Source organism: Agromyces sp. P1_H4, from assembly GCF_056405255.1.
Window position 1 is genome coordinate 1 of the sequence record NZ_JBFUCL010000165.1, and the last position, 7,961, is coordinate 7,961.

Genomic DNA, 7,961 nt, shown 5'->3' on the forward strand with positions numbered 1-7,961 from the left:
GCGAGGATGTCGCCCAGGTCCTCACCGGGCTCGGCGTGCACGGTCGCGGTGAGGCTGCCGCCGACGGTGCGGATCGCCGCGAGCGCGTCGTCGACGTCGTCGTACTCGACGACGAGGGTGGCCGGCCCGAAGCACTCGGCGAGCAGCGCCTGGGGGTCGGCGAGCACGGCGTCCGTCGTCGTCGACAGCACCACCGCCGAGCCGGTGCCCGGCTGCTGCACGGCGTCGCCGGCGACGACCACCACGCCGTCGTGGGCGGCGAGGCCGGCGAGCCCGTCGGCGAAGGCCGCGGCGATGCCGTCGGTGAGCATGGGCACCGCGCCCGGCTGCCCGACGGCCGCCGCCACGCGCGACGCGAAGCCCGAGCCGGCCGGCACGAAGACCACGCCGGGGTTGGTGCAGAACTGGCCCACGCCGAGCGTGAACGAGGCGGCGAGGCCCGACGCGAGCTCCTCGCCCCGCGCGTCGATCGCGGCGGCCGTGATGAGCACGGGGTTCACCGCGCTGAGCTCGCCGTAGAAGGGGATCGGGTCGGGTCGCGACGACGCGAGGTCGAAGAGCGCGCGTCCGCCGTGCAGCGAGCCGGTGAAGCCGACGGCCCGCACCTCGCGGTGCTGCACGAGCGCCACGCCGGCCTCCCGGCCCTCGACGTGTCCGAAGACGCCCTCGGGTGCTCCGGCGGCGGCGAGGGTGGCGGCCACGATCTCGGCCGTCCGGCGCGAGAGTCGCGGGTGCGCCGAGTGGCCCTTCACGATCACGGGACAGCCCGCGGCCATGGCCGAGGCGGTGTCGCCGCCGGCGACCGAGAACGCGAAGGGGAAGTTCGAGGCGCCGAACACGGCGACGGGACCGAGCGGGCGCAGCATCCGCCGCAGGTCGGGTCGGGGCGGGATCGTGGTCGCGTCGGGGTGGTCGACGGTCGCCTCGAGGTACGAGCCCTCGAGCACGGCCGACGCGAACAGCCGCAGCTGCGCCGTGGTGCGTGCGAGCTCGCCGGTGAGCCGCGGGGTGCCGAGGTGCGACTCTTCGTCGGCGAGCGGGATGAGCTCGTCGGATGCCGCGTCGAGCGCGTCGGCCGCGGCCGTGAGCCAGGCGGCGCGTTCGACGGCGGTGGAGGCGACGGTGGTCGCGAACGCGGCGCGCGCGGCGCGGGCGGCTCCGTCGACTTCGGCGGGCGAGGCGCCGGCGACGGCGGTCGGCGTGGAGCCGGCGACGCTCGTGGCGGTGGTGACGGTCATGATTCCTCCGTGCGATGGGCGGATGCCGCGGCATCCGCTCGGGGTTCGGTGAAGCGGATGCCGATTCCAGTCTGCCCCGTCGTGCGCACCTCGTGGCCGTCGACGACCACGGGCGAGGGCGCGGCGAGCGCCCCGAGCGACTCGAACGAGGCGTCCTCGACGGACTCGACGAGGTGGTGGCCCGGCAGGGTCAGTGCGAGCTGGGCGGAGAGCTCGAGCAGCAGGTGGGGGGCGAGGTCGACGCCGCGGTCGGCGGCGAGGCCGGCGATCGCGCGGAACGGCGTGATGCCGCCGACGCGCACGATGTTGGGCTGCACGACGTCGACGACGCCGGAGTCGATGAATTCGGCGAACCGGTAGCGGGTGTGCAGGTTCTCACCGAGCGCGACGGGGACCTCGATGCGCGGGCGCAAAGCGACGTGGGCGGAGAGGTCGTCGGCGCGCAGCGGCTCCTCGATCCAGGCGAGGTCGAACGCGGCGAGCTCGCCGATCGCCCGCTCGGCCTGCTCGAGCGTCCAGCGCTGGTTCGCATCGATCATGAGGCGACGGTCGGGGCCGATGACGTCGCGAACGGCACGGATGCGCTCGACGTCGTGGCCGAGGTCGGGGCTGCCGACCTTGACCTTCACGGCGTCGAAGCCCGCGGCCACCCAGCGCTCGGCCTGGGCGACGAGCTCGTCGAGCGGGTAGTGCAGGTTGACGCCGCTGCCGTAGACCTCGGCCGTCTCGTGCCGGCGACCGAGGTGGTCGGTGATGCCGCGGCCGGCCCGACGGGCGGCGAGGTCCCAGAGCGCGAGGTCGAGCCCCGCCATCGCGATCGTCGTGATGCCGCCGCCGCCGCCCTCGTGCAGGTGCTGCCAGAGCGGCTGCCAGAGCGACTCGGCGTCGGCGTCGCGGCCGAGGGCGAACGACGCGATGTCGTGGTCGAGGTGCGCCTGCACCGCGGCCGCACCGATCTGCGGCGTCCACGAGAAGCCGTGGCCGAGGTCGCCCGCGGAGTCCTCGACGACGACCTCGACGAGGGACAGGTCGCGCACGTCGGGTCCCCAGGGGCGCGACAGCGGCACGCGGATGCCGCGGGTGGCGATGCGGCGGATCGTCGTGGTCACCGCACCGCCGTCTCGAGCGAGCCGGCCCGGCCCGCGGCATCCGTCGACGCGCCGATGCGCTGTACGAGCGAGAGTCCGATGTCGAGGATCTCGCCGAGCCGGCGCTCCTGGTCGGGCGTGGGGTCGACGAGCGGCGGACGCACGGATCCGACGTCGAGGCCGCGCAGGCGCAGGCCCGCCTTGATGAGGGACACGCCGAACCCGGGCGTCTCGTCGCGCAGGCGCACGAGCGGCGTGTAGAACTCGCGGAGGAGCAGCATCCGGGTCGACTCGTCGCCGTCGGTGTAGGCGCGGTAGTGCAGGGCGCCGACCTCGGGGATCATCGCGAACGCCGCCGACGAGTAGAGCGGGATGCCGATGCCGCGGTAGGCGCCCTGGCTGAGCTCGGCGGTGAGCAGGCCGTTGAAGAACTGCAGGTCGCGCCCGGTGGCCTCGGCGGCGAGCACGATCTCCTGCGCGAGCCCGATGTCGCCGGTGCCGTCCTTGAAGCCCACCACCTTGGGGTTCTGCGCGAGCCGGGTGATCGCGTCGGCCGTGTAGCGGGCCGTGCCGCGGTGGTAGACGATCACGGGCAGGTCGGATGCTGCGGCCACGGCCTCGACCCACGCCACGAGTCCGGCCGTGGTGCCCGACACCAGGTACGGCGGCAGGAGGAGCAGCCCGTCGGCGCCCGCCTCGGCGGCGCCGCGGGCGAGCTCGATCGCGTGACCGAGCGGGCCGCCCGCGCCGGCGATGACGGGCACGCGGCCGCCGACCACGCCGACCGTGGTGCGCACCACGTCGATCGCCTCGCGCGCCGAGAGCGCGTGGAACTCGCCCGTGCCGCACGCCGGGAAGACGCCGCCGGGGCCGAACGGCAGTCGCGAGCCGACGTGCTCGGCGAGCAGGTCGTGGTCGATCGTGCCGGCGGCGTCGAACGGCGTGACGGGGAAGAAGAGGACCCCGTCGAAGTCGAATGCGGGTGCGGTCATGAGGGGCTCGATTCGGTCTGCAGGGTGGTCAGGACAGGGGAGGCGGCGGCGAGCTCGCTGCGCCAGTCACGCTCGGGTCGCCAGCCGAGCAACCTCGCCGCCTTGTCGATCGCGAAGACCGGGCTCGTGCCGCCGAGGGCGTCGGCCCCCTCGCCGAGCCCGGGCGCGACGTCGCGCCACAGGTCGGCGACCGGTCGGGTGGCGAGCGCGTCGGCCGCGCCGACGAAGAAGCCCTCGCCGTCGACGACGTCGGCCGGCGCGGCGAGCCAGGCATCGACGAACCCGGCGGCGTCGCGCGCGTCGAGGTAGTTGAACAGGCTCACGGCGGCGAGGGCCGGGTCGGCGAGTCGCTCGGCGATGGTGTGGCCCTGCTGGGTGGGCGCCCCGGCCCACTCCTCGGGCGAGATCACGTAGCACGGCCGGAAGAACCCGAAGGCGCCCGGGGCCGTGCGGGCGAACATGCGCACGGTCTCCTCGATGACCACCTTCGACAGGGCGTAGGCGTTGGCGGGCGCGACGGGGTGCGCCTCGTCGAGGGGCACGGATGCCGCGTGCCAGCTCGGCGCGCCGTAGCCGATGACCGTGGGGCTGCTGGCGGCGAGCACTCGGCCGACCCCCGCGGCGGCCGCTCCGGCGAGCACCGTGTGCGCGAGCGTCGTGTTCGTGACGAGGATCTCGCGCTCGGGCGCGCTGAACGGCACCGCGATGCCGGCCAGGTGCACGACGGCATCGGGCCGGGTCTCGGCGAGGAGTCGGGCGGTCGCCTGCTCGTCGCGCAGGTCGAGGGCGCGCTCGTCGACGCCGTCGAGCCCGGTGGGAGCCCGATCGACGCCGATCACGCGATGGCCGGATGCCGCGAGCCCGGCGCACACGCTGCGCCCGAGCCGACCCGATGAGCCGGTGACGACCACCTGCATGTGCCCTCCAGAGGCGAGTTGAGAAACCGCTTTCTGTGCCTGAGACTACGTCGCTACTGGGCTCTGCGGCAAGTTGGCGGCTAGACTGGGGAACCGATTTCCCGGATGACGCGCGAGCCTCGGCATCCGATCACCACGACCCGAGCCCCAGCCGACCGGCCCGCGTCGACACGAGACCATGGGAGCGCGATGCGCGAGCGGAGCCGGGCGACGACGATCGCCGACGTGGCCGCACACGCCGGCGTCTCGCAGGCGTCGGTGTCGCGGGTGCTGAACGGCAAGCAGTCGGTGGATCCCGAGATCGTCCGTCGCGTGCAGGCCTCCATCGCGGCCCTCGGCTACTCGCCGAGCGTCGCCGCCCGCAGCCTCGTGCACGGCCGCAACGACACGATCGCGATGGTCGTGCCCGACCTCGAGAACCCGCTGTTCCAAGGCATCCTCAAGGGACTGAGCCTCGCCGCGGCATCCGACGGCTACCGCGTGATGGTGGCCGACACGGCCGAGCGCGTCGAGGACGAGGAGGCGACCGCCGTCGAGGCGCGGCATCGCTGCGACGCGCTCGTGCTGTGCGCACCGCGCATGCCCGAGCAGCGCCTCCGGCGCCTCGTCGCCGCGCTCGCCCCCGTCGTCGTCGTGAATCGCTCCCTGCCCGATGCCGACGTGCCGATCGTGGGCATCGACTACGTGCGCGGCATCCGCGACCTGGTCGACCACCTGCGCGGGCTCGGGCACCGTCATCTCGCCTACGTGAGCGGGCCGGCCTCGAGCGCCTCGAACGCCGAGCGCCTGCGCGGGGTCGATGAGGCGAAGCGGGCCGACCCCGCACTGCGCATCGACGTGGTGCCGGGCGGCTCGCGGCTGGAAGACGGCTATGCGGTGGCCGAGGCGGTGCTCGGCGCGAGCAGGGACGGGGCCACGGCGGTCATGGCCTTCAACGACCTCGTGGCGTTCGGACTGCTCACCCGGCTGCGGCGCCTCGGCGTCGACGTGCCGGGCGAGCTGTCGATCGCGGGCTTCGACGACGTGCCCATGGCCGAGTACGCCACGCCGAGCCTCACGAGCATGTCGGTGCCCCGAGCCGAGATCGGCGGGCAGGTGTGGGCGCGCCTCCGCACCCTCATCGCCGGCGGTCCGATCGAGCACACCGTGCTGTACCGCCCGCGCCTCRAGGTGCGCGACTCCACCGGACCGGTGCGATGATCGCGTCGGCATCGGCATCGGCATCGGCATCGGCGCCGTCGCGGGCCGACCGGGCCGCGAAGCGCGATCGCGTGCTCGACCTGCTCGACCGGCGCGGCGCGACGTCGATCGTGCTCCGGTCGCACACGGCGCTCGCCTGGTACCTCGACGGTGCGCGCACGCACGTCTCACTCGCCGGCGACCCGGTGCTCGCTGTGGTCGTGTCGCGCTCGGGCGACGAGCTCCGCATGTTCGCGAACGAGGCCGACCGCCTGCGGAGCGAGGAGCTCGGCGGCCCTGGCCGCACCGCGCTCGCCGTCACCGAGGTGCCGTGGCACGAGCCGCTGGCGCCCGCGGGCATCGCCGAGCTCGAGGAGGCGGACGCCGCCGAAGGCCTGCGCGCGGCCCGTGCCAGCCTGCTGCCCGCCGAGCTCGACCGATACCGGGCGCTCTGCCGGGAGGTCGCCGAGGCGCTGACGGATGCCGCGACCGGCGCCCGGCGGTCCGACACCGAGCGCGAGGTCGCCGCCCGCCTCGCCCGCGACCTGGTCGCGCGCGGGATCGACCCGCTCGTGACCCTCGTCGCCGGCCGCTCGAGGCTCGCGCACCGGCATCCGCTGCCCACCGCCGCGCCGATCGGCGACCGGGCGATGCTCGTGGTCTGCGGGCGCCGCCACGGCCTCATCGCGAACGCCACCCGCTGGATGCGGTGGGGCGCCTCGGCGACCGAGGCCGACGCCGAGCGGCGCATCCTCGACGTCGAGGCGGCGTTCCTCGACGGCACGCGAGTCGGCGGCACGATCGGCGCGGCGTTCGAGGAGGGCATCGCGGCATACGGCGCGGCGGGCTTCGACGCCGAGGAGTGGCGGCGCCATCACCAGGGCGGCGCGGCCGGCTATGCGGGTCGCGACCCGAGGGCCACCGCGGCCGTGGAGGACCTGGTGCAGGCGCGGCACGCGTTCGCGTGGAATCCCACGGCTCCGGGCGCGAAGGTGGAGGACACGGTGCTCGTCGGCGGCCCCGGGGTCGAAGTGCTCACCGTCGATCCGCGCTGGCCGACCATCGAGGTCGCAGGCCGGCCTCGACCGATCGAGCTCGTCCGTGTAGGCTTGGGATAGCGCTTTCCCAACGCGCGACCCGTTGCCGATCGACGACGATTCCGAGGAGCCTGATGCCCATCCGCACCGAGGAGCGCGACGACCGCGTGCTCATCATCGACGACGACGTGGTGCTCGCCGAATACGTGCACCGGCCCACCGACGTGCAGCTCGAATCGCCGCGCCCCTATCTCAGCCCCATCCGCACCCGCACGGGAGAGCTCGTGTCGCTCTTCCGCCCGCACGACCATGTGTGGCACAAGGGCATCGCCTGGTCGCTCCCCGTCGTCGGCGACGAGAACTTCTGGGGCGGTCCCACCTTCGTGTCGGGGCAGGGATACGTGCAGCTGCCGAACAACGGCACCCAGCTGCACCGCGAGTTCGACGAGCGATCGGATGCCGCGGCCGGCGCCCGCCTCGTCGAACGCCTCGACTGGGTGACCGAGGCCGGCGAGACCGTGTTCGACGAGCGGCGCACGATCGGCGCGACCCTGCTCGACGGCGAGGAGGCGTGGCTGCTCGCCTTCGAGACGCGGATGCACAACGTCTCGGATCGCGACCTCCCGATCGGGTCGCCGACCACGCGCGGCCGCGAGAACGCGGGCTACGGCGGCCTCTTCTGGCGCGGCCCGCGCTCGTTCACCGGCGGCGACCTGCTCGCGCCCGGCGTGGCGGGCGGCGACGAGCTCCGCGGCATCCGTGCCCCGTGGATGGGCTTCAGCGGGCGGCACGACGGCAGCGGCGCGGCCTCGACCATCGTGATGGTGGACGACCCCGGCAACGTGCAGCACCCCACCCAGTGGTTCGCCCGCAGCGAGGAGTTCGCCTGCATCTGCCCCGCCCCGTTCTTCAGCGAGGAGCACACCGTCGCGGCCGGCGACACCCTCGTGCTGCGGTACGGCGTCGTGATCGCCGACGGCGCGAGCGACCCGGTGCGCGCGGGCGATCTCGCCGCCGCCGGGGCCGCCGGGCTGCCCGACCTGCTGGGCGAACCGTGAGCGCCGGCGTCAGCCGCCCCGCGTTCCCCGGCGCCACCTCGGTCAGCGTGCTCGAGGTCTACGGCGGGCGGGCCTCCGACGGACTGCCGGGCGGCACGCCGCACCTGCACACCGTCTCGGCCGAGGCCTACGTCGTCGTCGCTGGCCGCGGGCGCCTGCAGACCGTCGACGGGTCGGGCTTCGCGGAGCATCCGCTCGAGCCCGGCTCGCTCGTGTGGTTCGAGCCGGGCGTCATCCACCGCGTCGTGAACGACGGCGGCGACCTCGAGGTGCGCGTCGTCATGCAGAACGCCGGGCTGCCCGAGGCGGGCGACGCCGTCATGACCTTTCCCGACGACGTGCTCGCCGACGCCGACCGATACCGGGCCGCCGCCACCCTGCCGGCCGCCGACCGACCCGATGCCGACCGCCTCGCCGCCGCGCTCGCCCGCCGCGACCTCGCCGTCGAGGGG

General features: G+C 74.5%; 8 protein-coding genes. 4 read left to right on the top strand and 4 right to left on the bottom strand.

Features of this window, described 5'->3' with window-relative positions; translation table 11 throughout:
• The 4 genes from AC1DY2_RS11220 to AC1DY2_RS11235 form a co-directional block, all read right to left on the bottom strand.
• A partial coding sequence (locus AC1DY2_RS11220) for an aldehyde dehydrogenase family protein (protein WP_476762502.1) occupies window positions 1–1,238 on the bottom strand: 1,238 nt, incomplete at its 3' end.
• The gene (locus AC1DY2_RS11225) at window positions 1,235–2,347 is read right to left on the bottom strand and encodes a mandelate racemase/muconate lactonizing enzyme family protein (RefSeq protein ID WP_476762503.1); all 1,113 of its coding nucleotides are present in this window, start codon (window positions 2,345–2,347) and stop codon (window positions 1,235–1,237) included. The genes AC1DY2_RS11225 and AC1DY2_RS11220, both read right to left, overlap by 4 nt.
• Window positions 2,344–3,318, bottom strand: a complete 975-nt coding sequence (locus AC1DY2_RS11230; protein WP_476762504.1) for a 5-dehydro-4-deoxyglucarate dehydratase — start codon at window positions 3,316–3,318, stop codon at window positions 2,344–2,346. The genes AC1DY2_RS11225 and AC1DY2_RS11230 overlap by 4 nt, the downstream gene beginning before the upstream one ends.
• Window positions 3,315–4,235: an NAD-dependent epimerase/dehydratase family protein gene (locus AC1DY2_RS11235; RefSeq protein ID WP_476762505.1), complete on the bottom strand. Its 921-nt coding sequence runs from the start codon at window positions 4,233–4,235 to the stop codon at window positions 3,315–3,317. The genes AC1DY2_RS11230 and AC1DY2_RS11235 overlap by 4 nt, the downstream gene beginning before the upstream one ends.
• Window positions 4,236–4,424: 189 nt before the next feature.
• Here AC1DY2_RS11235 and AC1DY2_RS11240 point away from each other — a divergent pair, with 189 nt between their 5' ends.
• The 4 genes from AC1DY2_RS11240 to AC1DY2_RS11255 all read left to right on the top strand — a co-directional run.
• Window positions 4,425–5,435 (top strand): LacI family DNA-binding transcriptional regulator, encoded by a 1,011-nt coding sequence (locus tag AC1DY2_RS11240; protein ID WP_476762506.1) that lies wholly within the window; start codon window positions 4,425–4,427, stop codon window positions 5,433–5,435.
• Window positions 5,432–6,532 carry a M24 family metallopeptidase gene (locus AC1DY2_RS11245; protein WP_476762507.1) on the top strand — a complete coding sequence of 367 codons (1,101 nt, stop codon included), beginning with the start codon at window positions 5,432–5,434 and terminating at the stop codon, window positions 6,530–6,532. The genes AC1DY2_RS11240 and AC1DY2_RS11245 overlap by 4 nt, the downstream gene beginning before the upstream one ends.
• A 53-nt stretch (window positions 6,533–6,585) precedes the next feature.
• On the top strand, window positions 6,586–7,509 hold the full coding sequence (locus AC1DY2_RS11250; protein ID WP_476762508.1) for a DUF6807 domain-containing protein: 924 nt from the start codon (window positions 6,586–6,588) through the stop codon (window positions 7,507–7,509).
• Window positions 7,506–7,961 (top strand): cupin domain-containing protein (locus AC1DY2_RS11255; protein ID WP_476762509.1); only part of this gene is annotated, 456 nt, incomplete at its 3' end. The genes AC1DY2_RS11250 and AC1DY2_RS11255, both read left to right, overlap by 4 nt.